Annotated in this window: 21 protein-coding genes; 6 read left to right on the forward strand and 15 right to left on the reverse strand. The window is 62.6% G+C overall.

The annotated features are described in order from the left end of the window. Positions 1-260 precede the first annotated feature (260 nt). From RCF13_RS15085 to RCF13_RS15105, 5 genes are all read left to right on the forward strand, one after another. Positions 261-1,631 (forward strand): pyridoxal-phosphate dependent enzyme, encoded by a 1,371-nt coding sequence (locus RCF13_RS15085; RefSeq protein WP_061480474.1) that lies wholly within the window; start codon positions 261-263, stop codon positions 1,629-1,631. Positions 1,632-1,754: 123 nt separating this feature from the next. Beyond that, the gene (locus RCF13_RS15090; RefSeq protein ID WP_134968548.1) at positions 1,755-2,927 is read left to right on the forward strand and encodes a cystathionine gamma-synthase; all 1,173 of its coding nucleotides are present in this window, start codon (positions 1,755-1,757) and stop codon (positions 2,925-2,927) included. 14 nt (positions 2,928-2,941) lie between these two features. Further along, complete coding sequence (locus RCF13_RS15095; protein ID WP_134968549.1) at positions 2,942-3,754, forward strand: ABC transporter permease; 813 nt, start codon at positions 2,942-2,944, stop codon at positions 3,752-3,754. Beyond that, on the forward strand, positions 3,744-5,081 hold the full coding sequence (locus RCF13_RS15100; protein ID WP_134968550.1) for an ABC transporter ATP-binding protein: 1,338 nt from the start codon (positions 3,744-3,746) through the stop codon (positions 5,079-5,081). Before RCF13_RS15095 ends, RCF13_RS15100 begins: the two co-directional genes overlap by 11 nt. Then, complete coding sequence (locus RCF13_RS15105) at positions 5,074-8,547, forward strand: glycosyltransferase (protein WP_134968551.1); 3,474 nt, start codon at positions 5,074-5,076, stop codon at positions 8,545-8,547. The genes RCF13_RS15100 and RCF13_RS15105 overlap by 8 nt, the downstream gene beginning before the upstream one ends. A 72-nt stretch (positions 8,548-8,619) precedes the next feature. On the opposite strand, the gene wecB is transcribed toward RCF13_RS15105, so the two are convergent. The 15 genes from wecB to RCF13_RS15180 all read right to left on the reverse strand — a co-directional run bounded on the left by wecB (position 8,620) and on the right by RCF13_RS15180 (position 25,084). Beyond that, positions 8,620-9,750: a UDP-N-acetylglucosamine 2-epimerase (non-hydrolyzing) gene (gene wecB / locus RCF13_RS15110; RefSeq protein ID WP_134968552.1), complete on the reverse strand. Its 1,131-nt coding sequence runs from the start codon at positions 9,748-9,750 to the stop codon at positions 8,620-8,622. 605 nt (positions 9,751-10,355) lie between these two features. After that, a complete protein-coding gene (locus RCF13_RS15115; RefSeq protein WP_134968553.1) occupies positions 10,356-11,870 on the reverse strand; it encodes a hypothetical protein in 1,515 nt (504 codons plus the stop codon). Positions 11,871-11,873: 3 nt separating this feature from the next. Beyond that, on the reverse strand, positions 11,874-13,001 hold the full coding sequence (gene rffA / locus RCF13_RS15120) for a dTDP-4-amino-4,6-dideoxygalactose transaminase (RefSeq protein ID WP_080352970.1): 1,128 nt from the start codon (positions 12,999-13,001) through the stop codon (positions 11,874-11,876). A 30-nt stretch (positions 13,002-13,031) separates the two neighbouring features. Continuing rightward, entirely contained in the window at positions 13,032-13,658 is a 627-nt protein-coding gene (locus RCF13_RS15125; protein ID WP_134968554.1) for a class I SAM-dependent methyltransferase, read from the reverse strand. A gap of 3 nt (positions 13,659-13,661) precedes the next feature. Beyond that, a complete protein-coding gene (locus RCF13_RS15130) occupies positions 13,662-14,027 on the reverse strand; it encodes an EamA family transporter (RefSeq protein WP_057494104.1) in 366 nt (121 codons plus the stop codon). A 4-nt stretch (positions 14,028-14,031) separates the two neighbouring features. Next, positions 14,032-15,255, reverse strand: coding sequence for an acyl-CoA reductase (locus RCF13_RS15135; protein WP_134968555.1), 1,224 nt, complete (start codon positions 15,253-15,255; stop codon positions 14,032-14,034). Beyond that, positions 15,252-16,358, reverse strand: coding sequence for an acyl-protein synthetase (locus RCF13_RS15140; protein WP_308141313.1), 1,107 nt, complete (start codon positions 16,356-16,358; stop codon positions 15,252-15,254). Before RCF13_RS15140 ends, RCF13_RS15135 begins: the two co-directional genes overlap by 4 nt. Next, on the reverse strand, positions 16,355-17,755 hold the full coding sequence (locus RCF13_RS15145; protein WP_308141314.1) for an AMP-binding protein: 1,401 nt from the start codon (positions 17,753-17,755) through the stop codon (positions 16,355-16,357). The genes RCF13_RS15140 and RCF13_RS15145 overlap by 4 nt, the downstream gene beginning before the upstream one ends. Then, positions 17,756-18,499 (reverse strand): SDR family NAD(P)-dependent oxidoreductase, encoded by a 744-nt coding sequence (locus RCF13_RS15150; protein WP_134968558.1) that lies wholly within the window; start codon positions 18,497-18,499, stop codon positions 17,756-17,758. A gap of 2 nt (positions 18,500-18,501) precedes the next feature. Next, entirely contained in the window at positions 18,502-18,750 is a 249-nt protein-coding gene (locus RCF13_RS15155; protein ID WP_049416872.1) for an acyl carrier protein, read from the reverse strand. Further along, on the reverse strand, positions 18,747-19,505 hold the full coding sequence (locus tag RCF13_RS15160; protein WP_134968559.1) for a hypothetical protein: 759 nt from the start codon (positions 19,503-19,505) through the stop codon (positions 18,747-18,749). The genes RCF13_RS15155 and RCF13_RS15160 overlap by 4 nt, the downstream gene beginning before the upstream one ends. Next, on the reverse strand, positions 19,502-20,485 hold the full coding sequence (locus RCF13_RS15165; RefSeq protein WP_308141315.1) for a glycosyltransferase family 2 protein: 984 nt from the start codon (positions 20,483-20,485) through the stop codon (positions 19,502-19,504). Before RCF13_RS15165 ends, RCF13_RS15160 begins: the two co-directional genes overlap by 4 nt. Before the next feature lie 215 nt (positions 20,486-20,700). Continuing rightward, positions 20,701-23,214, reverse strand: coding sequence for an LTA synthase family protein (locus RCF13_RS15170; protein WP_308141316.1), 2,514 nt, complete (start codon positions 23,212-23,214; stop codon positions 20,701-20,703). A 182-nt stretch (positions 23,215-23,396) separates the two neighbouring features. Beyond that, a complete protein-coding gene (locus RCF13_RS15175) occupies positions 23,397-24,338 on the reverse strand; it encodes an electron transfer flavoprotein subunit alpha/FixB family protein (RefSeq protein WP_134967766.1) in 942 nt (313 codons plus the stop codon). Beyond that, entirely contained in the window at positions 24,338-25,084 is a 747-nt protein-coding gene (locus tag RCF13_RS15180; protein WP_134967767.1) for an electron transfer flavoprotein subunit beta/FixA family protein, read from the reverse strand. The genes RCF13_RS15175 and RCF13_RS15180 overlap by 1 nt, the downstream gene beginning before the upstream one ends. 263 nt (positions 25,085-25,347) lie before the next feature. Here RCF13_RS15180 and rfbB point away from each other — a divergent pair, with 263 nt between their 5' ends. Continuing rightward, a complete protein-coding gene (gene rfbB, locus RCF13_RS15185) occupies positions 25,348-26,403 on the forward strand; it encodes a dTDP-glucose 4,6-dehydratase (protein ID WP_134967768.1) in 1,056 nt (351 codons plus the stop codon). Positions 26,404-26,406: the final 3 nt, after the last annotated feature.

Consider the following 26,406-nt stretch of genomic DNA (forward strand, 5'->3'; position numbering starts at 1 on the left):
TGGCCCCGCCGGGCGCTCCTGCCCCGGCATCGCGGCACCGCCGATGAGGCGGCCGCGCCAAGGCACCACAGGCGGTGGTGCCTTGGCCTGCAGGCACCACTCACCGATGCGGGCGGTACCGGTCTCCTCGTCGATCCGGGGCCGCCCGCATCCCTTTACGGGGCCGGCGGGCGGCATCTCCGCGCCGACCTGACATTCAGCGCCATCCGTCGGATAATCATCGGTCCGGCCCTGCGTGGCGCGAATCGAAAGTCCTCCGAATGCCCATCCATTCTTCCGTCCTCGAACTCATCGGCCAGACCCCGATCGTCAAGGCCCAGCGCCTGGACACCGGCGTCTGCGAGCTTTACCTGAAGCTCGAGAGCGCCAACCCGGGCGGTTCGATCAAGGATCGCATCGGTCTGTCGATGATCGAGGCAGCGGAGCAGCGGGGTGACCTGAAGCCGGGGGCGACCCTGGTCGAGGGTACCGCTGGCAATACCGGCCTGGGCCTGGCACTGGTGGCCCAGCAGAAGGGCTACAAGCTGATCCTCGTCGTTCCCGACAAGATGAGCCGCGAAAAGATCTTCAACCTGAAGGCGATGGGCGCCGAAGTGCGCCTGACCCGTTCGGACGTAGCCAAGGGCCATCCCGAGTATTACCAGGACCTGGCCAAGACCATCGCCGAGCAGACCCCGGGCGCCTATTTCATCAACCAGTTCGGCAACCCGGACAACCCGGCCGCGCATGAGTTCGGCACCGGCCCGGAGATCCTCGAGCAGATGGGCGGCGACCTCGACGCCATCGTGTTCGGCTGCGGCAGCTCCGGCACCATGACCGGCCTGTCGCGCGCGTTCGCCAAGCTGTCGCCGAAGACCGAGCTGGTGCTGGCCGATCCGGTCGGCTCGATCCTGGCCGAATACATCAACGATGGCGTGCTCAACGACAAGTCGGGCAGCTGGCTGGTGGAAGGCATCGGCGAGGACTTCCTGCCCTCGATCTCCGACTTCAGCCGTGTCAAGAAGGCTTATGCCATCAGCGATGCCGAGAGTTTCCACACCGCGCGCGAGCTGCTGGGCAAGGAAGGCATCCTCGGCGGTTCGTCCACCGGCACCCTGCTGGCCGCGGCGCTGAAGTACTGCAAGGAGCAGACCACGCCGAAGAAGGTGCTGGTGCTGGTCTGCGATACCGGCAACAAGTACCTGTCGAAGATGTACAACGACTACTGGATGCTGGACAACGGCTTCCTGGAGCGCCCGCAGCATGGCGACCTGCGCGACCTGATCCTGCGCCCGTACGGCCAGCGCGACACGGTGGTGATCGGCCCGAACGACCTGTTGACCACCGCCTACCAGCGCATGAAGCTGTACGACGTGTCGCAGCTGCCGGTGATGGACGGTGACCAGCTGGTCGGCATCGTCGATGAAAGTGACGTGCTGCTGCATGTCTACGGCGACGAAGCGCGCTTCCGCGACACCGTGGCCACCGCGATGGTCAGCAAGCTGGACCGGCTGGACGTGAAGTCGCCGATCGAGGCCCTGCTGCCGGTGTTCGACCGCGGGCAGGTGGCGATCGTGATGGACGGTGACGCCTTCCTCGGCCTGATCACCCGCATCGACCTGCTGAACTATCTGCGCCGTCGCGTGCAATAGGCCGCTGATCGCTGCCGTTCACCGCTGAATCCCGGTTTATCCGCGTCAAAGGTCGTTAAGGCCGCGCTGATAGACTCCCGATCCTTTGACGGCGCCGCACGTCGGCGCCATTCAGGAAACGACATGTCCAACTCCTCTTCGCCCGATCGCGCGCTGGCCCTGGCCACGCTGGCCATCCACGGCGGCCAGTCGCCCGATCCCAGCACCGGCGCGGTGATGCCGCCGATCTACGCCACCTCGACCTATGCCCAGTCCAGCCCGGGCGAGCATCAGGGCTTTGAGTACTCGCGTACCCACAACCCGACGCGCTTTGCCTATGAGCGCTGCGTGGCCTCGCTGGAAGGCGGCACCCGTGGCTTCGCCTTCGCCTCGGGCATGGCGGCCAGCTCGACGGTGATCGAGCTGCTGGACGCCGGCAGCCACGTGGTGGCGATGGACGACATCTACGGCGGCAGCTTCCGCCTGTTCGAGCGCGTGCGCCGCCGTACCGCCGGGCTGGACTTCAGCTTCGTCGACCTGACCGATCTGGCGGCCTTTGAAGCCTCGATCACGCCGAAGACGAAGATGGTCTGGATTGAAACCCCGACCAACCCGATGCTGAAGATCGTGGACATCGCCGCGGTGGCTGCCATCGCCAAGCGCCATGGCCTGATCGTGGTGGTGGACAACACCTTCGCCTCGCCGATGCTGCAGCGCCCGCTGGAACTGGGCGCCGACCTGGTCCTGCATTCGGCCACCAAGTACCTCAACGGCCACTCGGACATGGTCGGTGGCATGGTCGTGGTCGGCGACAACGCCGAACTGGCCGAGCAGATGGCCTTCCTGCAGAACTCGGTGGGTGGCGTGCAGGGCCCGTTCGACAGCTTCCTGGCCCTGCGTGGCCTGAAGACCCTGCCGCTGCGCATGAAGGCGCACTGCGCCAACGCGCTGGCGCTGGCCCAGTGGCTGGACAAGCACCCGGCGGTGGAGAAGGTGATCTACCCGGGCCTGCCCTCGCACCCGCAGCACGAGCTGGCGGGCAAGCAGATGGCCGGCTACGGCGGCATCGTCTCGATCGTGCTCAAGGGCGGTTTCGAAGCGGCCAAGCGTTTCTGCGAGAACACCGAACTGTTCACTCTGGCCGAATCGCTGGGCGGCGTGGAAAGCCTGGTCAACCATCCGGCGGTGATGACGCATGCTTCGATTCCGGTGGCGCGTCGGGAGCAGCTGGGGATCAGTGATGCACTGGTGCGGCTGAGCGTGGGGGTGGAGGAACTGGGGGATCTGCAGGTGGATCTGGAAAGGGCGCTGGGTTGAACAGGCTGCCGGTCATGCAGGAACAACGCTCGCTCGCTACGCGCATGAGCCTGGCCTGGGAGATGGCCAAGCGGGACGTGTTCGCCCGCTACAAGGGGTCGGTGATCGGCCTTGCCTGGTCATTCTTCTACCCGGTTCTCATGCTGGGCGTGTATACCTTCGTGTTCGGCGTCATCTTCCGCTCACGCTGGACCGTTGCAGGGCAGGGTACGGGAGAGCAGCCGCTGACTTCGGAGTTTGCACTGATCCTGTTCTCCGGTCTGGTGGTATTCGGCTTTTTCTCTGAATGCCTGAACAAAGCACCTGGATTGGTTACTGCCAATGCCCAGTTCGTGAAAAAGGTGGTCTTCCCATTGGAAATGCTGCCGATATCCACTGCATTGTCGGCGTTGTTCCACATGCTGGTTAGTCTTGTCGTGCTGCTGATCGCGATGCTCCTGCTGAAGGGGAGCGTGCCTGTTACTGCGGTGGCTTTCCCGGTCGTCGTGCTACCGCTGCTGTTCGCCACCTTGGGGTGTACGTGGCTCTTTTCGGCCTTGGGGGTCTACCTGCGTGATCTTGGTCAGGTCATGCCCCTGGTAACAACGATGTTGTTGTTCCTTTCTCCGGTGTTCTACCCGATTACGGCTGTACCCGCCTCCTTCCGTCGTGTTGTTGAAATGAACCCGATCACCGGAGTGATGGACGGTGTGCGCGATACGTTGATCTTCGGCAACTGGCCTGAGCCGAAACTGCTGATGTGGCAGTTCGTCGTCGGCCTGTTGATCATGCTGGCGGGGCTGTTGGTGTTCCAGTACGTGAGGAAAGGATTCGCCGATGTCATCTGATTCCCTCATCGAAGTCCGCGGCCTGGGCAAGCGCTATGACATGTTTGCCAAGCCCGTTGACCGACTGGTGCAGCTGATGACCGAGCCGCTGCGCCGTGGACTCGGAATGTCTCCTGTCCAGCACAGCAAGGAAGTGTGGGCGCTTCGCAATGTCACCTTCGACGTACCCCGTGGCGAGGCGTTGGGGGTAATGGGGCGCAACGGCTCCGGCAAGAGCACCATGCTGCAGATGTTGTGCGGCACGATTACCCCCACCGAGGGAGAGGTCCAGGTGCGGGGCCGCATTGCCGCACTCCTTGAGCTCGGGGCGGGTTTCAACCCCGAATTCACAGGGCGTGAAAACGTCTTCCTCAACGGGCGCCTGCTGGGCCTGGACAGCGCTACGATCGAGGCACGTTTCGACGATATCTGCGCATTTGCAGACATCGGCGCCTACATCGATGAGCCCACCAAGACCTACTCCAGCGGAATGTTCGTCAGGCTTGCCTTTGCCGTAGCGACATCGGTGGATGCGGACATCCTCGTGGTCGATGAAGCGTTGGCTGTGGGCGATGCGAGATTCCAGGCGCGTTGCATGAAACGCATTCGTGCCATTCAAGATGAAGGGGCATCGGTTCTCTTTGTGAGTCACGATGTCGCAGCAGTGCGAACGCTGTGCCAGCGGGCATTGTGGTTGGAGCGCGGTGCGATGAAGGAGCTGGGGCCGGTGCTGCAGGTCAGTTCCCGCTATATGGAGTCCATATTCGCAGACGATCCAGATGCGCTCCATCCCTCCGGCGGAGTTGGTGAGCCTTCTTCCGAGGATGAGATTGAAGTACCGGCTGTGGAGACGCCCGTTGTCGAGGTGGCCACCCGGGAAAAGCCCCTCGCTCATTGGGGGCAGCAGGTGGGCCTTATCCGGGAGGTCAGGATCGGCAGCATGGAAGGCACTGACTGTGAGCTTCTCGAATGGGGACAGACCTGCCGGATCGGCATTCGCCTGACACTCCCGCTGGACTATTCACCCGATACCTTCCGTGTTGCGTTTTCAATCAAGGATCTTCGCGGCCACGACATCGTCGTGTCCAGTACCGCAGACACCGGCAGCCCCGCCCCGACCGCATGGTCCGCAGGCGCGGAAGTTGAGATCGAGTTCGTATTCGAGAATGGCCTCGTCGAAGGGAAGTATTTCCTGGTGGCGGCAGCCGAGAGGCGTATTGGCCCTGTCGTGGAGTACTACGAGTACATCGAGGGTGTTCGCTACTTCTCCGTAATGAGTTCCATCCGACACTTTGGCATCTATCAGCCAAAGATCGAACATCTGTTCAAGGAGCTGTCCCGTGTCTGATGCAATCGTCAATTCCAAGGGCTACTGGAACGAACGTTTCGGTGACGACTGGGAAAGTCTCGGTGGTCGTGAACAGTCACGCTTCTTTGGTGCTCTTGCATTGCAGATGCTGCCGTCCTGGCTGGTATCAGCCAGCTCCCGTGGCCAGTTGACCTGGTGTGACTGGGGGTGCGCACTGGGAGATGGAACACAGGAGCTCGCACAGGGTATTGCGGGCGCTCATTTCACTGGCGTTGATTTCTCCAAAGTTGCAATCGCCGATGCCCAGCAGCGATTCCCCGGGGTGACCTTCCTGAGCGAGGATTGGCTGGGGGCTGATCAGAGGGAGGCTGCGCAGAGGTTCGATGTCCTGTTCAGTTCCAACACGCTGGAGCACTTCCATGAACCCTGGAAAGTGCTGGGGACGATCGCTCCGCGGGCCAGCCATTGCATCGCACTGATGCTGCCCTACCGGGAGCGCCACCGGATCGAAGAGCACCATGCATCCTTCATGCCCGGCAACATTCCGCAGCAGGTTGACGGGAAAGTGCTGGTGCACGCCAGCGTGCGCGATACGCGCAATGACAATCCGTGCTTCTGGCCAGGGGAGCAGGTATTGCTGGTCTGGGCTGACCCTGCATGGCTGCGCGCCCAGGGATTGAACCTGCTGGATCTCCAGATTGGAACCGAGCCTCCCAGCCCATTGCAGCCACAGCTTGCTGCGGCCCTGGAACTCGCGCTGCAGCTGAATGAAGGGTTGGGAACATTGCGCAGCCATGTTCCCGCACAGCCTCAGCAGGTTGCAATGCTGGACCAACTACGTGCGGACCTGGATCGTTGGGCATTGGTGCGCGGTGCTACCGCGGCGGCGACTGGTCCGGCCTGGAGCCAGGATCAGGTTGCGCGCGATCTGCGCGACGCCGCGGTTCTGGAGCAGGCCCTGCAGGCGCTTCAGCCATTGCTGGTCGGAAGCACATTGCTGGATCGCCTGCAGGATGCGCTTGGTGATCTGAACACCGCTCGTGACGCGCTTCAGCAGCAGCTGGATCACAGTACCCAGTTGCTGGCGGAAGAACGTCGCGAACTGGACGGCAAGTTGGACCAGCGGCGGGAAATGCTGATCAGCGCCGAAGCCATGCTGCGCCAGGCGGCCGAGTCACGCGCGCAGGCTGATCACAGCCTGGGGACGACGCTGCGACTCGGCGAGGAAATCGTGAGTCTGTTGGGCCCCTCGGTGGGGGCCACGCTCGACGCTGTTGCCGGGAAGGTGGAGGGGCAGTCTGTTGAAATCCAGTTGCAGCGTCTGCGATTGCGCCTGCTGGCCATGGATCAGGAGTTGAACGAGGTGTACAAGAGCAGGTCGTGGCGGATCACCCGTCCGATCCGCGTGATCCGGCGGTTGCTGTCCAACCCGATGCAGGAACTGCGCAATCTGGGGAAGCACGCCCCGCGCAAGGTTCAGTCGGCAGCTCGATTCGGCATCCGAACGCTCAGAAATGGGCGGTTGGATCCTTCGGACAAGGCGCGCCTGGCGGAAATGCTGTCGCCCTCGCCCAATGTTCTGGTGGCTGATCCGCTTGCAAATGTTGACTATTCGCATCTGCCGCGGTTGGCGCAGTTCGATGCTGCATCGACCGATGTCTTCATCTGGGCGGTAATCGATTGGAACTTCCGCGTGCAGCGGCCACAGCATCTGGCGATGGCCTTGGCCGCCAAAGGACATCGGGTCTTCTACATCTCCAACAATTTTGTCGATGCCGCCGGTCCTGGATTCAAGGTCGATGCGCTTGATGACAGTGGCCGGTTGTTCCAGGTGAACCTGAATCTGGCTGGGGCACCGCAGATCTACCACGCAATGCCCGATGCAGCCCAGGTTGAATCGATAACGTCCAGTCTGTCGGCACTGCTTGGCTGGACCCGGTCGACGCGCTGCATGTCGTTCGTGCAGCATCCCTACTGGTTGACGCCGGCCCAGGGCCTGCCCAATGCCAAGCTGGTCTATGACTGCATGGACCACCATGGCGGCTTCGAAGACAACGCCGCCGGCATCCTGGAGGGCGAGCGTGAGCTTATCGAACGCGCCGACCTGCTGGTGGTCACGTCGCAGTGGTTGCATGACGAGTTGAGTCCGCGCGCGCGGAACATCGCCATGGTCCGCAACGCGACGGAGTACGATCACTTCTGCACGCCTCCCGCCAAGGTCTTCATCGATGCGAAGGGGAGGAAGATCATCGGTTACTACGGCGCCATCGCGGAGTGGTTCGATGTCGAACTGCTGCGCCGCGTGGCCTTGGATAATCCGGACGCGCTGATTCTCATGATCGGGCGCGATACGGCCAACGTCGCTGCACAGCTGCAGGGCATCGACAACGTGCGGTTCGTGGGCGAAGTGCCATACGCCGAACTGCCCTACTGGCTGCATGCGTTCGATGTCTGTCTGCTTCCCTTCAAGGTCATCCCACTGACTCTGGCGACCAATCCGGTCAAGGTCTACGAGTACCTCAGCGCAGGCAAGGCTGTGGTCTCGGTGAACCTGCCGGAATTGTCCCAGTTCGAGGGATTGGTGCGGCTGGCAGAGAACCATGACGAGTACTTGGCTCAGGTTCGTCTTGCTCTGGCCGAGACCGTTGAACAAAGCGAGCTGGGCGCCCGCCAGGCGTTCGCATCGAGGCAGACCTGGCTGCACCGCGCAGCCACCCTCGATTCCGCACTGGCCTCGATCGACGAACCGTTGATCAGTATCGTTGTCCTGACCTACAACAACCTTGACTACACCAAGCAATGCCTGCATAGCCTGGAGGTCCATACGGACTACGAGAACGTCGAGATCATTGTTGTGGACAATGCGTCCACTGATGACAGTCCGGGGTACCTGGCCGAGTGGGCCAAGGGGGCTTCCAATCGCCGCTTCATCGCCAACGATAGCAATCTCGGTTTCTCGGCGGGCAATAATGTGGGCCTGGAAATCGCCAAGGGCGAGTATCTCGTAGTACTCAACAACGACACCTACGTGACGCCGGGTTGGTTGCGCACCCTGCGCAATCAGCTTCGCCGGCAGCCACGCGCGGGTCTGGTCGGCCCGGTCACCAACAATATTGGCAACGAGGCCAAGATCCAGATCAACTATGACTCGATGGAGCAGATGGTTGAGTTGGCCGGGCGCTACACGCGTGCTCATGCTGGGCGAAGCTTCGAGATCGCAACCAGCGCCTTCTTCTGCGTGATGATCTCGCGGGAGGCCTACGTCAAGGTCGGCGGGTTGGACGAGCAGTTCGGCGTTGGATTCTTCGAGGACGACGATTACTGCCGCAGGCTGGAGCAGGAAGGGTTGGTTCGATTGTGTGCAGAGGACGTATTCGTCCACCATCACCTTTCTGCCAGTTTCAACAAGCTCAAGGCCGAGGCAAAGCAGGCTTTGTTTGAGAAGAACAAGGCGCTGTACGAGGCAAAATGGGGCGCATGGGTACCCCATGGATATCGTCAGTAGCCGCGTCGGCTGAGATGGATGAAAACATGGGGGGCTGCACACGTGCAGCCCCCTCTACTTTCTGTTATCGCTTCAATGGTCGACGATGGCGTGGGCGATGCGCATTGCGGCGGTGCCGTCACCGTAGGGATTGTGGCTCCGCGAGAACTTCTCGTAGGCGACCGGGTCATCGAGAAGGCGGCTCGCCTCTTTCACGATACGCCCGGTATCGGTGCCGACCAGCACAACGGTTCCGGCTTCCACGGCCTCCGGACGTTCAGTCACGTCGCGCATGACGAGGACCGGCTTGCCGAGCGACGGCGCCTCTTCCTGGACGCCGCCCGAGTCTGTTATCAGCAGGTAGGCGCGGGACATGAGATACACGAACGGCAGGTAGTCCTGTGGCGGTATCAACGTGATAGCAGGATGATTGCCCAGCAGCCGGTTGACCGGTTCCTGTACGTTCGGATTCAGATGGACCGGGTAGACGACCTGTGTGTCGCCTCGGTCGGCCAATGTGCGAAGTGCCTGGCAAATCTGCTCGAAGCCGCCTCCGAAGTTCTCACGGCGATGACCGGTGACCAGGACGAGCTTCTTGGAGGTGTCTAAGAAGGGGAAGCGCGCAGCGAGGCTATCACGCAACGGCGCGTCGTGCTCGATCCGGTTCGTTACCTGCAGCAATGCATCGATGACAGTGTTGCCAGTGACGAAGATTCGTCCGTCATCGATGTTTTCGCGGCGCAGATTGTCACGGGCGCGCTGGGTGGGGGCAAAGTGCATCGTGGTCAGCGGGGCGGTCAGACAGCGATTGGCTTCTTCGGGCCAGGGTGCATAGATATCACCCGTGCGCAATCCAGCTTCAACATGGCCAACGGGCACACGGTTATAGAAGGCGGCTAGCGCTGATGCCAGCGTCGTGCTGGTATCGCCATGTACCAGGACCAGATCCGGCTTGTGTCGCCCGATCACTTCACACATGCCCAGCAGAATCTTGCTGAACAGCCCCTGCAAGGTTTGGCCGGGTTCCATGACATCGAGATCCTCGTCAGGAGTAATCGCAAACAGGTCGAGCACCTGGTCCAGCATCTGCCGGTGCTGGGCGGTTACAGCAACGATGGGCTCGATGCCTGCGGTCTGTCGCAGGGCTGCGACGACAGGAGCCATCTTGATGGCTTCGGGGCGGGTGCCAAACACGATCAGCACCTTCTTGGGCGCTTGACTCATGGGTTCTCCATTGATTTCAGAGGGCGCGTCGCCCGTTGTCTAGGAACGAAAACACCTGCGATTATCCCAGAACGGCAGTCCCTTTTTCCCTTCCGGTTGCCGGAATTCAGGTGAATCCTGCAATGCGAAGGCTAGGCCGATAGAATGGCGCAATGTCTGGAATGGAGGGGGGGAGCTCTTGAGCGTGGGCAGAATCATCATGATCACAATGATCGGGCTCTTGAGCCTGAGCGCTTGTAAGCGCGCGCCGGCCGATGTCTCAGGGATTGCCTATCAAGTCTTGGAAGAGCATACGGATGGGGCGTGCATCGTATGCGTGGAGCCCTCTGACCGCGCTTGTTCCGGCGCGGGCCGCGCAGGGGAGGTTCGCTGGGATCTGCCAGCCGCAATGGAGACTGAGCGCGTGAAGATCCGTTTGATGCGATCCGATGGAACTGACTCCGAGCTGGCGGAGGGCTCCTCCAAAGGGAAGGTGCTGCTAGGCGAGTCCCTGCGGACTGGAGATCGCATCGGAGTATTCGAGGCGAGCAACAATCGCGAGCTGGCGTTCATCCGGCCCGCAACTGAATTGGGATGTGACTTGGCGCCCTAGCAGCCTGGAGGCATTATTTGGCTGGTGCCGCTGGAACAATCTCCATTGCTCCGACGGGGGCTCCAATTGTCTGCATCGAGTATCGCCCCAGCATCCTGGGTGAGTACGCATTAAGGTGGTGGTCGCGCAGAAGCGTGATCGAGCGACGCCTTTCGTCGCTGTCCGCTGCGCACACAACGAGAGTCGGTGCGCACGATGCCAGCTTCGCGCCTGGATCAGCGCCCAGCAGAATCATCTGTCGCCCGAGGTTGTTTCCGTACGCCTGAACGTAGGGCGCTTCGCGCCAGGTGGCTCTGCTGAGTGGGACCTGTACCAGGATCAACATGAGAAGCCCAGCCAGAACCGCAACTCGTTGCAGTGGACGCCAGATACGCCAGTCAGAGCCGGATGCCATCAGAGCAATTGCCACCGTACCGAGTTGGTACAACATGAGATAGCGCTGCTGGGACACATATTCGGGTCCGAACACTGATACGCGGCTGATCACGATGCCGGCGCCCGCACCGTAGCAGAAGAGCATCAGCACGATGGAGGTGAACTGGGTGCGGTTCCACTTGTCATGTAGTGCCCGCCACCAGAACCAGCCATGGGCGGCAATCACAAGGCCGCCGAGCAAGTGATGCAGAAGCTGACCTCGCGCAGGGAAGTAAGACTGCAGAGGTGCCAAGTCGGCGACCGAGAGTGCAGCCATTGTCAACAGCATTTTCCCGAGGCTGGCCACGCCCAGGTGCAGTACCGATGCTATTCCTGCTTCCTCGGCAGGAGCGCTGGACAATGCAGCATGCAGATATAGATGGCTGACCAGTTTGTAGGCACTGAGGGCGCCGGCAACGATTGCACTTGCGGCGAGCGTTGAACGGAGACTTTGACAACGGCTGCGGAATTCACGCAACGCAAGTGCGCAGATCAAGCTAAGGGCGCAGATCAGCGCCGTTCCGTCGAGGGTGAATTGGACAACCAAGGCCGTCAGGACCAGTGGCCACCATTGCTTTTCAACTACGGCATTCCACGCGGTGATTGCCAGAACCACTGCTGCGAGCGGCCCGAGATATCCCAATGTGACAAGCGACCAGTTGAACACCATGCCGCCACTAAGGGACACGAAACACGCAGCGCTGGTTGCAGCAGGCAACATCCACCAGGAAGATGTTCCACGCCTGTAATTGTCCATCGCCATGACGTGCAACATGAGCAGCCATGCAAGCGCGGCAATGGCGAGGCCCATGTACGATTCGATTACGAAATCCAGGTCAAACGATTCCGCGTTCCATAGCAGCAACAGCTTCTGGAGCGGTTGAGCATGATCATCGGGGCCACGCTTTACATAGAAATCCTGGAGTGTAAGTCCCGAGTGGAAGTGTTTCTGCAGGAACGCGTCGACGAAATACCAGCCGTCAGACGTGACGAATGGTATGCCTGCGTAGGAAATGTAAGCAGCGGCATTGGTGAACGCGGCGACTGCCAACAGCAATACCAAGGCCGTACGCCAGTTGGCCCATGCGTACAGCGGGTAAATGCGAGTTTGCATCGATCAGGAGGTCAGTGCACGATCAGCTGCGACCATGATGTCAGGCAGGTCCTGCTCCGCACCAACCCACAACGGCATGCGCACCAGGCGCTCGCTGAGATTGTCAGTGACCTGCATCGTTGAACCGACGCGGCCATTGCTGACGCCTGCGGGCGACGAGTGCAGCGGGATGTAGTGGAAGACGGCCTGCACGCCCTGCGTGCGCAGGGACTGGATGAATGCGGTGCGTGCCTCCAGCGATGGCAGCAGCATGTAATACATATGCGCGTTGTGGGTCGTGTGTGCCGGAATGGTCGGCCGTACCAGGCGACCTGCAGCCTCGTGCGGTGCTGCCCAGGCGTGGTAGCGGTCCCAGATGGCCAGGCGACGCGCGGTGATGTCCTCGGCAGCGTCCATCTGGGCAGCGAGGAACGCCGCGGTGATCTCGCCGGGCAGGAAAGAGGAACCCACGTCCACCCAGGTGTACTTGTCGACCTGCCCACGGAAGAACCGGCTGCGGTTGGTGCCCTTCTCGCGGATGATCTCCGCACGTTCGGCGTGGGTGTGGTCGCGGCACAGCAGCGCGCCACCTTCGCCGGAAATGATGTTCTTGGTTTCGTGGAAGCTCAGTGCGCCGAGGTCGCCGATGGTGCCCAGCGGCCGTCCCTTGTACGTGGACATGATGCCCTGTGCGGCATCCTCGACTACGGCCAGGCCGTGCCGGGAGGCAATGGCGAGAATCTCGTCCATTTCGCAGGCCACTCCTGCGTAGTGAACTACGCAGATGGCCTTGGTGCGAGGCGTGATTGCCGCTTCGATCAGCGTCTCGTCGATGTTCAGCGTGTCGGCGCGGATATCCACGAACACCGGCACCGCACCACGAAGCACGAAGGCATTGGAGGTCGAGACAAACGTGTAGGACGGCATGATCACTTCGTCGCCGTCTTCCAGATCCAGCAACAGGGCTGCCATTTCCAATGCGGCCGTACACGAGTGGGTCAGCAATGAGGCACTGGCACCGGTACGCGCATTCAGCCAGGCGTGGCACTTCTTGGTGAAGGGACCATCACCGCTGAGATGCCCATTGGCATGCGCGTGGGTGATGTTGACCAGTTCCTGGCCAGTCATGAACGGCTTGTTGAACGGAATCACTGCTGCTCCTGATCGCGGCTGAGGCTGGGCCTAGCGCACGCATTCCATGATGTAGTGTGTATAGGGTACGAAAAGCATATCGCTTCTGACCTGGCCCTTGACCATGCCGAACTCCGCCTCAGCCAGTGCTTGGTAGGCGGATGGAGTGCGGATGCTCTGGCCACGATCGCGTGAGATCAGGCCATGCGCGATGGCCGACTGGCCATCGACGTAAGCGCCGTCGAGCGAGATGAAACGACCGCCCGGCTTGAGGGCGGCATGTGCGGTGCGCATCAGTGACCTCGCACGCGCGTCGTCAAGGTGGTGGAGGATGCCGATGGCCAGTACCAGGTCGGCCTTCTGCTGCAGCTCCTGGCCTACTTCATAATCGGCCACGTCCATGCATTCGAAACGGGCCCGGTCGCCGAACCGCTTCCGTGCAGCTTCGATATATGCCTGGGACAGATCGAACCCGATGTAGCGCAGTCCTGCTGGCAACTGGCTGAAGAGCTCGCCGGTACCGCAGCCGATGTCGAGGACATGATCGCCCTGGCGGGGGCGAATATGGTCCTGGATCAGGCGTGCACGGGACCGGCGGGCCCCCAACAGGTTCTGCAGCAGGTCATAGACCGCTGGGTGTGATAGCACTGCGTGCAACCCATCGGTCTTCTGCGACATGGTTCAGGCTCCGGAACGAGACAGGACGATGACGCCCAGGATGATCAAGGCGGTGCCGGCGATCTTATGCGAGTCGAAGGACTCGCGGAAGAGCCATACCGCCAGGGTTGCCACAAGCGGGAAACTCAACGCGGTAAAGGGATAGGCTTTGCTCAGCGGCATCCGGCCGATGGCCGCCATCCAGCACAGCGAGGCGCCGAAAGCCGCCGCGAAGGCGCTGATCACCCAGGGATTGAGCAGCAGGGTGATGACCGCGCGCGGATTCAGGCCGTCGATGGTCGCCCCGGGATTGAGGCTGACCTGCCACTTCAGCGTGAGCTGGCCGTAGACGGTCAGCAGGATGGTCAGGGCAATGAAAACGTAGCTCATCGGGTCAGGTCGCTGGCAGGGTGATCTTGCGGGTGAGGACATCGAGCAGGTCGTTCCCATCCCAGACCGGATGGAAGTCCAGGGCGCGACCAAAAGGCACGACGCGGTCGATGGCACGGTTGCCGAGACCGCACAGGAAGCCACGCAGGTCGGAAGCTGCGAAACCATGCTGGACAAGCGTCTGGTCGCGGTCGTCGAGCTGAGGCGTCAGTGCATCCAGCGCGGGCAGGTCGACCTCCACCACCAGGCCGTGCCCGGACTGAATTTCGCGGATCCCGCCATCGGCTCGCGCGGCCTCCAGCCGCAGCGGGTACAGTCCGATGGCATCGGCCGAATGCACGCCGTGTCCGGTTGCCGCCAGCAGGTTGGCATCTGTCACCCGGGCCATCAGCGCTGCGGGCTCGTCGTCCAGGCTGGCGGCCTGGGTGCGCACCGCTGGCCAGAAACGCGCCTTGGCCGTTGCAATCTCCGCCTCATCACCGACCCAGTACAGGGTACGCGGCGAAGAGCAGGCCTGCTGTCCGAACCATAGAACGTCGTTGCAGAAGCGGCGGGCCAGTTCCTGCAGATCGGCATCGCTGGCTTCGGCCAGCGTGGCTGCGCGCATGGCCGCCACGCCGAACCGGTCCGGGAAGGCCAGCTCGAGAGCCAGTGGGGCGATCGGCAATGAACGGATCTTGGTGACCGTGGCATCACCGCCCCAGATGATGCGCGCATGGCAGTGACGGGAGATTGCAGTGGTGATCGCATCGTCATGCGGATACGTCAGCAGCACCGTACGTTCCAGTACCTGCGGGTGTAGGCCTTCACACTGCATGTCGTGCAGGATCGAGACCAGCGCATCACGCTGGGTGCTCTGCTTCTGCGACAGGCGGGCTACATTGGTGTTGCCTGAGAGCACCGACATCAGCCAGGCGTACGCGAACAGGACGTCCACGTTGGCAGGAGCCAGATGAAAGACCAGGCCGCGGGCCAGATCCAGCTCGGTCGGGCGTGTTCCGAGGCGCTGCGAAAGCTGGTTGACCGCGGCGCCGCGGAACCAGTGGCCAAGGGTGGCCAGCTCGGGATGCTGGCGTAGCTGCGGCAGCGTGAAGACGCGGCGGGAGAAATCCGCAACGAATTCGCGCAGTGGCGTGCTGAACGGCAGCAGCGGTGGCAGGGTAGACAGGCGCGCCAGTTCGGCATCCAGCGTGGCGTCCGGGTGGATCGAGAAGAGCAGTCTGGTCATGCGCTGGGTACCGTGCGGGTATCGCTGCAACCGCGGATTTCTACGTTCTTGATACGGCCGAGCACGGCGAAGTGCTTGCCGGGGCGGCCGCAGGCGCAGTCGTCCTCGCCATGAATCACGCCGAGATCTTCGGTCAGCAGGCTGTGGCCTGGATAGCTTTCGGGCAGCAGGCTCAGTACCTGTATCGCACCGGTGGTGCCGTGCGGCACCGGGTGCAGGTCCTGCAGGTCGCGAACGATCACGTCGGCGTAGGCCGGCGCATGCAGGTGGCCATGCTCGCATTCGAAGAAGATCGAGCCGACCTGTTCGACCATGCCGTAGTAGTTGTGCACGCGCTCGATGCCGAAGGTCTGCGATAGCGCGGCTTTGTAGGCAGCATTGTCGACCTTCTGCTCGTCCATTTTCTTCCAGCCGCCGCCGTGCACCAGCATGCTGCCGGCTGGAAAGCGGATTTGCCTGCCGTCACGGCGTGCGGCCTGCACGAATGACTGCCAGACGATGAATGTAAAGCCGAACAGCAGCACCGGCTCATCCGGCTGGGCCTGCAGCCATTGTTCAAGCGCGGTCCAGTCCGGTTGCAGGTCTTCGTCCAGCAGGTACAGATGGTCGCGACCGAAATTGGAGAATCCGAGGATGCCTGCGGCACGTGCGTTGAAGCGGCTGCGATCGCGCAGGAAGCTGGAATCGTCGACCACCAGCATGCGTAGGCGCTTGGCGCCGGCGAAGTGGGAGAAGATGCGGGTCAGTGCACGGGCCTGCGCGCGCGCGGTGTCGGCATCCAGGAAGATCCGAGAGACGGCTGCGCCCGTGGTGCCACTGGAGACCAGCGTGCGCGATACCTTGTCATCCTCGATGCTCTTGAGGTCCAGCAGCTTGAACATGCGGACCGGCAGCCACGGTATCTGTTCCAGGCTGGCCGCGTCGCCGGCCGGCCAAAGGCCCGCGAGGATGCGAGCATACGGCGCGCACTGCGCTTGATGGTGGCCGGTCAGGCGATTGAGCCCTTCCAGCAGCCAGGCACGCTTCTGGATGCGGTCCAGGCCGAAGACTTCGACTTCCAGGGCAGCGGCCGCGTTGGCAGCCGGCGTGGCAGGCACAGTCACCTTGCAGCTCCTTGTCCGGCCATCTGCCGGAGACTCTGGTAATCCACCTTGCCGCTGGCCATCAGAGGCAGCGCATCCAGGTGGAGGGTACGGATGTGGCCACCGAACAGCTTGTAGCGCTCCTGTACCAACTGGCGTACCTGCGCCTGTTCAGCGATATGGGCGCCGTGACTGAAGGCCACCAGATCGTCATCGCTGCCCGAGCAGACGATCTGCTGGCTCAGCGCCGCCGACAGCATGGCCTCGACTTCATCGAGGTTGACCCGGTTGCCGGAGATCTTCAGGAAGCGCTTGGCGCGCCCGGTAATGTAGTGGAAGCCATCTTCGTCGACGCGGGCCAGATCGCCGGTGCGCAGTACACCCTGCAGCTCGTCGCCCTTGGCCAGATCGGCACGTGTGGCGGCGTAGCCCATCATGACGTTCGGGCCCGAATAGATCAGTTCGCCGGTCGTTGCGTCGACCTGCATCCGGCCGCCAGGAACAGGCACCCCGATGCTGCCAACCTTGTCGATGATGCGTGCAGCCGGAACATAACTGATCCGCGGAGAGGCCTCTGTCTGGCCGTACATCACGAAGAACTCCAGCCCATGGGCCTGGCTGGACTCGGCGAAATGGGCGACCAGCTCATCGCGAAGGCGACCACCGGCCTGGGTCAGCATGCGCAGGCTGGGCAGCTGCAGGCGGGCAAGGCCCATGCGCCGCAGGATCTCGAAGGTGGCCGGAACCCCGGACAACGAGGTGATGTGGTGGCGGCGCGCGCTGTCCCAGAATTCGCGGGTCATCAGGCTGTCCTCGCTCAGGACTACCGATCCACCCACAGCCAGGTGGCTGTTGAGGATGGACATGCCGAACGAATAGGCCAGTGGCAGCGTGGTGATCGCACGATCATCGGCGCGCAGGCCCAGGTAGTCGACGATAGCGCTGGCATTGGCATCCAGGCCGGTGGATGACAGCCGCACCAGCTTTGACGAACCCGTACTGCCGGATGTGCTGAGCAGCAACGCCAGGTCCGGGTGCGGTGCGTCCGGTGCCGGTGCCGCGTCGCGCACGTGCAAGGACAAGACCTGGCCGCTGTACACAGTCCGGTAGCCTTTGGCGGCCTGGCCCGGGCTGGCGACCCAGTCAGGCTGGTAGTGCTCCACCAGGGAGCCCAGCAGCTGCGGGTCGGTGTCCGGCTGCAACAGCAATGGAACCTGGCGGCCGCAGCGCAAAGCGCCGAGGTAAAGCGCGACAGCATCGACATGACTGGGCATGCACAACAATCCCATGCCGCGCCCGTCTGGTAATCGCGCCGCGTGCGCATCGGCCAGGCGTGCCAGTGCGGTGAAGTCCAGCGATTGCTCGCCATCGATCAGCGCGATGCGCGCGCCATGTTGTTCCAGGTTCCAGAACGGCATTCAGACCACCATCTGTCCGTCGATGCCAATCACCTGTCCGGTGACATAGGAGGAGGCATCACTGAGCAGGAAGGCCACCAGTGCGGCAACTTCCTCTGGCGTACCGGCACGGCCCATTGCAATCGATGCAACACGCTTGGCATGCGCGGCCTCAGGCATGTCACGGGTCATGTCGGTGTCGATGAAACCTGGTGAGACCGCATTGACGCGGATACCGCGCGGGGCCAGCTCCTTGGAGGCCGAGCGCGTGGCGCCGACAAGCGCAGCCTTGCTCGCCGCGTAAAGGCTGAGCCCGGCGGCACCGTTCATACCCATGATCGACACCAAGTTGACGATGCTGCCTGCGCCGCTGCGTGCCATCAGCCGCGAAGCGTACTGCATCGCCATCAACGGCGCCTTGACGTTGACGGCCAGCACCTGGTCGATGTCTTCACTGCGGATCATGCCCAGCAGGCCTTCGTGCAGCACGCCGGCATTGTTGACCAAGCCGTCCAGCCGGCCGAAGCGGGCGAAGACCTGCTTGAACAAACCGGCGATGGCATCAGCATCGGTCAGGTCCAGCGCCGCGTACAATGTCGGCGGTGCGCCGAGCGCCTGGACCTCTGCGTCCAGCTGGCTCAAGGCGTCTTCGTTGCGGGCCACCAGCACCAGCTGTGCGTGTCGTGCGGCCTGCTGCAGGGCGATTGCCCGGCCGATGCCGCGCGATGCGCCGGTGACCAAGATTACGGGCGCGGCGTCGGCCATGGTCAAACAGCCGCGCCGTGCTTGCGCAGGATTTCGCGGGCCTTGCCGACCGAGCTCATGTCGATCACTTCGTCCATGTCGATCATCACGCCGAACGCCTCTTCCAGAGCCGCCACTACCGACATGTGGGCGATTGAATCCCACTGCGGGATGGTGGCGTAACGCAGTTCATCATTCACGCTGTCGGCCGGGATGCCCAGCACGCGGGCGAACACGGCAACGACCTGGTCTTCGGTAACGATGTCATTCATAGAAATTTCCTGAATCCAAAGAGGGTGCTGTTGAAATGGAAGCCGAGACGGGCATAGAGATTGAGGATGCCCGTATTGGCAGCGGAAACGAGGGTCGTGCAGTGTGGAACCCCGCGCGCGGCGAGTGACTCCAATGCAGTGATCCACAGCGGCAGGGCCAGCATCGCATAGGGCCCGGTGGCGCCGGTCAGCAGCAGCTCGCAGTTGCTCTTGTCGGCGGACACGCGCTCGGCATGGAAACCGATGGTGCGCCCTCGCGACTCAGCGACATAGGCCAAGCCACCGCTGACCAGGTCTTCGATCCAGTTGGCCGTGCGCAGTGCGGCGCGCTGTGGGTCGATGGCCGGGTCTTCCAGGAAGCGGCCGTGGGCGAAATCAGTCGCGGCGATGCGGCGCAGTTCGGCCACATCGGTGGTGGTTGCAGGCCGCAATGTTGGCAGCATCCCGCGCGGTACCGGTGGCAGGTTGGCAAACCCGCTGCGCGAGACGGTCAGCGATGTTTCCACGAAGGCGTACCCCTGCTGCAGCAGGGCAGACTTGGCCACCATGTGGGTCGCGTCGATACGCCCGAACAGATAGTGCACGGCATGCGTGGCGCACCATTGCTCCAGCTCGGACAGCAGCGGAACCGCCTGCTCCACGCGGGTGATCTCCAAGGCTGTCACCTCGGCGGTGGCGAAGCCCAGCGCGCGCTCATCCCACGGCGTAAGGCGTGCCGCAATCCGACCCTGGCCGTTGTCGATGACCACGTTCATCGGGCTTCCCGTGCGTCGTTCACCGCGTCGGCCACGATGTAGTACGGGCGCTTCTGCACGTTGCGGAACACCTGACCGACGTACAGCCCGACCACCCCGAGGCAGAACATCACCAGCCCGCCGATCAGCCACACCGATCCGATGATGGAGGTATAGCCGGCAACCTCGATGTCACCGTCCCACCAGCGCAGCAGGCTCAGCGCGACCAGCACGAAGGCGACCAGCGAGCAGGCGATGCCGGTACCGGCGACCATCCGCAACGGCTTCTCCGAGTATCCCAACGCGATGTTGGTGGACAGGGCCAGCAGCTTGCGCAGGGTGTAGGAGGTTTCGCCCATGGCGCGCGCCTGGTGCTGAACCGGCAGCTTGCCTGTACGGAAGCCGGCCCACTTGACCATCAACGGGAATGAGCGGTCACGTTCGGGCATCTGACATACCGCCTGGATGACCTTGCGGTGGTAGATGCCGAAGTTGGCCGTGCTGGGATCCTGGGGGACGCCGGTGAGCCAGCCGAGTACGCTGAAGAAGGTCCACGACGAAAGCCGCTTCAGCGCCTTGTCCTGGCGCTCCAGGCGCTGGGCGAACACCACGTCCAGCTGTTCCTGGTTGGCCTTGCGGTACAGGGCCGGGATTTCGCCCGGTGCGTCCTGCAGGTCGCAGTCCATCACAACCGTCCAGTGGCCGCGCGCGTGCTCGATGCCCGCGGAGATGGCTGAATGTTGCCCGAAGTTGCGCGACAATCTCAGTCCGCGCAACCATGGGCGAGTGCTGGCCAGTTCCGCGATCCGGGCCCAGGCTCCGTCCGGGCTGGCGTCATCCACCAGAATCATCTCGAAGTTCACGTCCATCGTCGCGATCGCGGCCGCTACCTGGTCAACCAAGTCTTCCAGACACCCTTGGCAGCCATAAACCGGCGCTACCACTGAAATTTCCGGGCAGGGTTCCCCGCTGAACGGGGAGGAGGACATCGCGTCTGTCATGGCGTAATGGAATCCTTGCGCGCCCTGCCTCGGCACATGAATGGCACCGCATCGCCCTGTTGCGGGGCATGAGGACGCGCGTGCCCCGGCAGTCCGCCCGCGCGACGATCAGTGCCGGCAGTCGCCGATTATAGCTTTACCGACCGGGTCCGGGCTGATTGGTCAGATCGAAGGTCGGGCAGGGGCCATTCAGGTCCAAATGTCCTCTGGAGGGGTCAGTGGGCGGCGGCCCCCAGCTGGATTGCACCAAGCTCGACTGCGGGTTGGCCTGGGCATGCGATGGTTACCGGCAGAGAGGTGGGCTCCGTAAGTGATGCCATATCCGTGAAGGCAGCCGTCACGAGATTCTCCCCAAAGGTGCTGTTGCCCGTCATGCCGTTCACATGGATCAGCGGCTGCCCTTTCAGCTGCTTCATTGTGACCCACACGGTGCTGCGGCCGTCTGGGTCGAGATTGAAGCCCCGCCCTCCGGTGCCGGTATGAGGGCCCCATTGGTCGACGGTGAAGCTGCAGTTCTCTGGTTGCGATGCATGCGTTCGAGTCTCGAACGCAAGCGTGCCCACCTGTACCGGACGTTGGCCGGGGCAGGTAAGCGTGACGGGTTGGCGGCCAGCAAGGCCGGCGATGGCCCCCGCTGGAAAAGACGCTGTAAGTAGGTGGTCACCTTGATTGCTGATTCCTGCGACTTCACCGACATGGACTACGGGCATGCCCCGCAGGTGCTTCATGCTGAACCACATGGCGCTCGATCCATCCGATTGCACGTTGAATCCGAGCCCTGAAGTTGCAATGCGCGGGCTCCAGTCGTCCAAGTCGAATTCACATGCAGCATGGCGCTGTTCGACGGAGATTGCCTTCAGCCTCGGATTGCGGAAGGCCAACGCATGCTGTGCGGAAAGGTAGTGTCCTTCGCCAAGCAGGGTGTCCTGACGCAACAGGCGCAATGGTGAAAACTGGCCCCAAGCATGGTCGCAGCTCTGGTTCCGGACGGGGGACTCCCTGTTTCCGCAGTCAAACCAGCGGCCGTCATCGTTGCTCAGTAGATGGCCACGGAAAGGCCGGAGGATCATGGGACCTTGCTGGGCTGATTGCGGTAGCAGGGCGTTGTTGCCCAACAATTGGCCGATCAGGCCTGGCAGTTCGTACATCGGAATGTTCGTGCCGGTGGCGACTGCGCCGCGCCTGCCATCGAGGATCAGCAACGGAGTGCGGCTCATGCCGACCCGACGCCGAGTGTCAGGGCTGTCGAAATCCGCTGGGTCTGCGCCATTCACAAAGGTATAGGGGTCTGGATCGGCGTCCAGGGAGGGGGAGTGATCTCCGAACGCAATGATCAGCGCGTCTGGATCCCGAGCGATGATGGCTTCAGACCAGTCCATGAACGCCGCAGTGGTGTAGGCCACTGCGTTGGCGTAGGCCTCCAGGACCGGCGCATTGCCAGGCTCAATTCTGATCAAGTCCGGGCGTCGTTCCTGATTGCGTAGGTATCCCCAGTGCGAGGACAGGGATACCAAGTAGTTGAAGACGGGGACATCCGTCCCGACCTCATCGAGGAACTGGATGTTCTGGCGGAAGAACGAGCCGTCAGCGAGCATGCCGCCTTCAAGGTCATCCAGCTCGAAGGCAGAATCAGGATAGTAGTGCTCGAATCCGGCGTTCTCGTATGCAGTGATTCGATTCCAGTTGTCAGCGTTGTGGGCATGGCTGGCCATGGTGTGATAGCCCGCACGTGCGAGCGCCGCAGGCAGGCAGGGTGATGGCCTGCGCAGCAGATTCATGAATGCCACGGAGTTCCTCGGCGCGGGGAAACCGCACAGGACCTCGAACTCGGCATTGGCGGTAACTCCCCCCATTTCAGGGGAGAGCAGATACGGTTGTCCCGCACTTTTCCAAAGCGCGAGGAAGCGCGGGTCCAGCGCGCTGCGATTGCTGTGGTAGTGGTCGAGCAATGAAAGATCCCAAACGCTTTCAAGTAGGACCAGGTGGACGTTGCGCTTTTTCGCGATGTTGCCTGGATGCCATTTCTTCAGAGGTAGAGCGTGGATTTCGGCTGCACTGGGAATCTCACGGGTGTCCTCGCGCTGCACTCGCCAGTCTTCTGAAAGATAGAGAAGCGGGCCGCGTGCCTTGAGCAGGCTCATCTGATCGTTACGGCGTGACACGAGCATGGTGTCTTTGCTGTCCACTTCCTGTCCACTTCCTTCCAGTGGCAGCAGGAAACCGTAAAAGGGGTGTGAGGGATTGGACAGTGCCGGAATGACGGCGATCATGCCGATCAGGAGTGCCAGCGCGGGAAGACTTCGCCAACGAAAGCGAATACTGGCGAGCGGAAGCAGTACGGCGATCGCGATCAGAACGCCCGCCAACAGGAGTGGACCTCCCGATAGTGTTGATAGGAGAATCGGTAGTGCCTGCAGATCCGCTACGGAAAGTGGGGCATGCAGCATCCCGACTTTCACTGCGTTGCCGACCAGCAGCAGACTGGCCAGGCCGGTGATCAAGGCGCCCCCGCACCAGCGATTACGTAGTGCCGGGCCCAGTAGTCCTATTCCAGTTCCCAGCAGCAGGGCGGTGGCCACCACTGCACCGGTGCTGTACTGCAGGCCGAACAGTGACCGGGCCAGAAGAGCCATGATGGTACAGGCCAACAGGCTGATCGGAAGATAGATCCATGCGAGCGCCAGGTCCCTGGCGAATGATCGGGCGGCGGCCCCGATTCCATGCTTCATCATTGTGACAATATTGTGAGTGCCGATGCATTCTCAGCCGCATTGCACCGGAGTGCCAGCTTCAGCTTGTATCGTCACGTGTCAGGCCGCGCAGACTGCACGCCTGCAATACAGAAAGCCCCCGGCAGAGCGCTCACTCCAACCGGGGGCAGTGCCTACCGCAGCAGGCTCCCAGGGATTGCTCAGCCCAGTGCAGCTTCCAGCTCCGGCAGGATCGCAAACAGATCCCCCACCAACCCAATATCGGCAATCTCAAAGATCGGCGAATCCGGATCCTTGTTGATCGCGACGATCGTACCGGCGTCCTTGATGCCGGTCAGATGCTGGATCGCACCGCTGATGCCCACCGCCACATACAGCTCCGGGGCGATGATCTTGCCGGTCTGGCCCACCTGCAGGTCGCTGGGCACGTAGCCGGCATCGACCGCGGCACGCGAGGCACCGACGGCGGCACCGAGCTTGTCGGCCAGCTGGAAGATCACCTTGAAGTTCTCTTCCGAGCCAACACCACGGCCACCGGAGACCACGCGCTTGGCGCTCTGGAGGTCCGGGCGGTCGCTGGCACCGGCGGCCAGGCCAACGAAGCGGGTGTGGGTCGGCAGGGCAGCATCGACGCTGGCCGCTTCGATGGCGGCGCTGCCGCCCTGGGCCGCTTCCGGCCACGAGGCGGCACGCACGGTGGCGACCACGATCTGGTCGGCCGGGACTTCCACGGTGATGATCGCGTTGCCGGCGTAGATCGGGCGCTTGAAGGTATGGCTGCCTTCAACGGTCATCAGGTCGGAGACCTGGTTGACGCCAAGCAGGGCGGCCACGCACGGCATCAGGTCCTTGCCGAAGGTGGTCGACGGGCCGAACACGTGGGTGTAACCCTTGGCCAGCTGCGCGATCTGCGGTGCGAGCACCTGGGCGATGGCCTGCGCGTTGGCGGCATTGGCCACGGTCAGGACCTTGGCGACGCCAGCGATCTTCGCGGCTTCAGCGGCAACGGCGCCTGGGTCGGCAGCCAGCACCAGCACGTCGATGCTGGCACCGTTGATCGCGGCGGCGGCGCTGACGGTCTTGGCGGTGGCGGCGTTGAGCTTGCCGTCGTGGTGCTCGGCGATGACGAGAATCCTGCTCATTACAGCAACCCCTTCTGCTTGAGTGCGGCAACCAGTTCGGCCGCGTCCTTGACCATCACACCCTTGCTGCGCTTGGACGGCGCGGCGTACTGGGTGGTCTTGAAGGTGTCGGCGGCTTCAACGCCGAGGTCGGCCAGCTGCAGGGTCTCCAGCGGCTTGGCCTTGGCCTTCATGATGTCCGGCAGCTTGATGAAGCGCGGCTCGTTCAGGCGCAGATCGGCGGTGACCACGGCCGGCAGATCCACTTCCAGCGTTTCCAGGCCGGCGTCGACTTCACGGGTCACCGTGGCCTTGCCATCGGCAATTTCGAGCTTGCTGGCGAAGGTCGCCTGCGGGCGGCCCCACAGCGTGGCCAGCATCTGGCCAGTCTGGTTGGCGTCGTCGTCGATGGCCTGCTTGCCGAGGATCACCAGATCAGGCTGCTCCTTCTCGATCAGCTTGAGCAGGGTGCGCGACGCCGTCAGCGGCTGGACGGCCTGGTCGGTGACGACGTGGATGGCACGGTTGGCGCCCATGGCCAGGCCGTTGCGCAGGTGAGCCTGGGCGTCGGCCGGGGCGATGGTGGCAACCACGACTTCGCTGGCGATGCCCTTGTCGCGCAGGCGCAGGGCTTCTTCCAGGGCGATTTCATCGAAGGGATTGGGGGACAGCTTGACGCCGTCGGTGACCACGCCGGAACCGTCCGGCTTGACCTGAATGCGGACGTTGTAGTCCACCACGCGCTTGTACGCGACGAGGATTTTCATCTGGTACGGGGTCCTTCAATAACGGGGAGAACGTCCGGTCCTCGCACAGCAACCGGTTCGGGGGTGGGATCCCGATTCTAGCTGGCTTGAGGGAACCATGCGAATGCGTATGGTTATGCTGCAGTGCAGTATGGCTCGTGTTGATCGGGTGCGTCGTTCACGTCACGCAGGCAGTCGTGAAGACGAACCACATGTATCCTGTGCTGCTGTGCTGGGTGCTTGGTAGCGCCCCCTTGGATGAATTTAGATCAGGAGAACAGGTAGTGCCCACATGGCTTGTCACCGGCGGTGCCGGATTCATTGGCGGTAACTTTGTTCTCGAAGCGGTCGCCCGTGGCATCAAGGTCGTCAATCTCGACGCCCTGACCTACGCCGGCAACCTGAAGACACTGTCCAGCCTGGACGGCAACCCGAACCACGTGTTCGTGCAGGGTGACATCGGCGACAGCGCCCTTGTGGCCCGCCTGCTGGCCGAGCACCAGCCGGACGCAGTGCTGAATTTCGCCGCCGAGAGCCACGTCGATCGCTCCATCGATGGCCCGGGTGCCTTCATCCAGACCAATGTGGTGGGCACTCTGGGCCTGCTGGAAGCCGTGCGCGATTACTGGAAGGCGCTGCCGGCCGAGCAGGGCGCGGCCTTCCGCTTCCTGCATGTGTCCACCGATGAGGTGTATGGCACCCTGGGCGAGACCGGCAAGTTCAGCGAAACCACGCCGTACGCTCCGAATTCCCCGTATTCGGCGTCGAAGGCCGCTTCGGACCACCTGGTGCGTGCGTTCCACCACACCTACGGGCTGCCGGTGCTGACCACCAACTGCTCCAACAACTACGGCCCGTATCACTTCCCGGAGAAGCTGATCCCGCTGGTGATCGCCAAGGCGCTGGCCGGCGAGCCGCTGCCGGTGTACGGCGATGGCAAGCAGGTGCGCGACTGGCTGTTCGTGTCCGACCATTGTGAGGCGATCCGCACCGTGCTGGCCAAGGGCCAGGTCGGCGAGACCTACAACGTCGGCGGGAATTCGGAAAAGCAGAACATCGAAGTGGTGCAGGCGATCTGCGCCCTGCTGGACCGGCGCCGCCCGCGCGCGGATGGCCAGCCGCGCAGCAGCCAGATCACCTATGTCACCGACCGCCCCGGCCATGATCGCCGCTATGCGATCGATGCGTCCAAGCTGAAGAACGATCTGGGCTGGGAACCGGCCTACACCTTTGAGCAGGGCATCGCCTTCACCGTCGACTGGTACCTGGACAACCAGGACTGGGTCAACGGCGTGCTGGACGGCAGCTACCGTCTGCAGCGCATCGGTACTGCGGCCTGAATC

The sequence above is a fragment of the Stenotrophomonas maltophilia group sp. RNC7 genome, from assembly GCF_030910085.1.
Lineage (GTDB): Bacteria > Pseudomonadota > Gammaproteobacteria > Xanthomonadales > Xanthomonadaceae > Stenotrophomonas > Stenotrophomonas sepilia.

Excerpts from the sequence above, each read along its gene's own strand:
- RCF13_RS15090 (WP_134968548.1), top strand. The coding sequence starts at position 1,755 with ATGTCCAACTCCTCTTCGCCCGATCGCGCGCTGGCCCTGGCCACGCTG.
- RCF13_RS15180 (WP_134967767.1), bottom strand. The coding sequence starts at position 25,084 with ATGAAAATCCTCGTCGCGTACAAGCGCGTGGTGGACTACAACGTCCGC.
- RCF13_RS15145 (WP_308141314.1), bottom strand. The coding sequence starts at position 17,755 with ATGCCGTTCTGGAACCTGGAACAACATGGCGCGCGCATCGCGCTGATC.
- RCF13_RS15160 (WP_134968559.1), bottom strand. The coding sequence starts at position 19,505 with ATGAACGTGGTCATCGACAACGGCCAGGGTCGGATTGCGGCACGCCTT.
- wecB (WP_134968552.1), bottom strand. The coding sequence starts at position 9,750 with ATGAGTCAAGCGCCCAAGAAGGTGCTGATCGTGTTTGGCACCCGCCCC.
- RCF13_RS15130 (WP_057494104.1), bottom strand. The coding sequence starts at position 14,027 with ATGAGCTACGTTTTCATTGCCCTGACCATCCTGCTGACCGTCTACGGC.
- RCF13_RS15135 (WP_134968555.1), bottom strand. The coding sequence starts at position 15,255 with ATGACCAGACTGCTCTTCTCGATCCACCCGGACGCCACGCTGGATGCC.
- RCF13_RS15165 (WP_308141315.1), bottom strand. The coding sequence starts at position 20,485 with ATGACAGACGCGATGTCCTCCTCCCCGTTCAGCGGGGAACCCTGCCCG.
- RCF13_RS15085 (WP_061480474.1), top strand. The coding sequence starts at position 261 with ATGCCCATCCATTCTTCCGTCCTCGAACTCATCGGCCAGACCCCGATC.
- RCF13_RS15100 (WP_134968550.1), top strand. The coding sequence starts at position 3,744 with ATGTCATCTGATTCCCTCATCGAAGTCCGCGGCCTGGGCAAGCGCTAT.
- RCF13_RS15175 (WP_134967766.1), bottom strand. The coding sequence starts at position 24,338 with ATGAGCAGGATTCTCGTCATCGCCGAGCACCACGACGGCAAGCTCAAC.
- RCF13_RS15170 (WP_308141316.1), bottom strand. The coding sequence starts at position 23,214 with ATGAAGCATGGAATCGGGGCCGCCGCCCGATCATTCGCCAGGGACCTG.
- RCF13_RS15095 (WP_134968549.1), top strand. The coding sequence starts at position 2,942 with ATGCAGGAACAACGCTCGCTCGCTACGCGCATGAGCCTGGCCTGGGAG.
- RCF13_RS15155 (WP_049416872.1), bottom strand. The coding sequence starts at position 18,750 with ATGAATGACATCGTTACCGAAGACCAGGTCGTTGCCGTGTTCGCCCGC.
- RCF13_RS15125 (WP_134968554.1), bottom strand. The coding sequence starts at position 13,658 with ATGTCGCAGAAGACCGATGGGTTGCACGCAGTGCTATCACACCCAGCG.
- RCF13_RS15115 (WP_134968553.1), bottom strand. The coding sequence starts at position 11,870 with ATGCAAACTCGCATTTACCCGCTGTACGCATGGGCCAACTGGCGTACG.
- RCF13_RS15150 (WP_134968558.1), bottom strand. The coding sequence starts at position 18,499 with ATGGCCGACGCCGCGCCCGTAATCTTGGTCACCGGCGCATCGCGCGGC.